This is a genomic window from Bradyrhizobium sp. NBAIM03 (genome assembly GCF_020194055.1).
Lineage (GTDB): Bacteria > Pseudomonadota > Alphaproteobacteria > Rhizobiales > Xanthobacteraceae > Bradyrhizobium > Bradyrhizobium yuanmingense.
The window spans coordinates 1-416 of sequence record NZ_JADYVS010000210.1; the positions used below are offsets into that span (position 1 = coordinate 1).

1 protein-coding gene is annotated in these 416 nt (G+C 62.5%); it reads right to left on the reverse strand.

All coding sequences use genetic code 11. The features are described from left to right. Positions 1–416, reverse strand: a 416-nt coding sequence (gene gmk / locus I6F21_RS38140) for a guanylate kinase (RefSeq protein ID WP_225184437.1), incomplete at both ends; no start/stop codon positions are given.

Genomic DNA, 416 nt, shown 5'->3' on the forward strand with positions numbered 1-416 from the left:
GCACCACGGTGCGCAGTTCGGCCAATGCGGTATCGAACACTTCGTTGATGATCACGTAGTCGGCCTCGGGCGCGTGCGCCATCTCGGAGCCCGCCGCCAGCAGGCGGCGCACGATCACATTCGGCTCGTCCTGACCGCGCTTCTTCAGACGTTCTTCCAGCGCAGGGAGCGACGGCGGCAGGATGAAGATTTCGACGGCATTGGAAAAACGCTGATGCACCTGTTGAGCGCCCTGCCAGTCGATCTCGAGCAGCACGTCGGTGCCGGCGCGCATCTGTTCTTCGATCCACACGCGCGAAGTGGCGTAGTAGTTGCCGTGTACCTCGGCCCATTCGAGAAACTCGCCGCGATCACGACAAGCCTTGAACTCCTCGACGGTCATGAAGTTGTACTCGCGGCCGTGCTGCTCGCCCGGA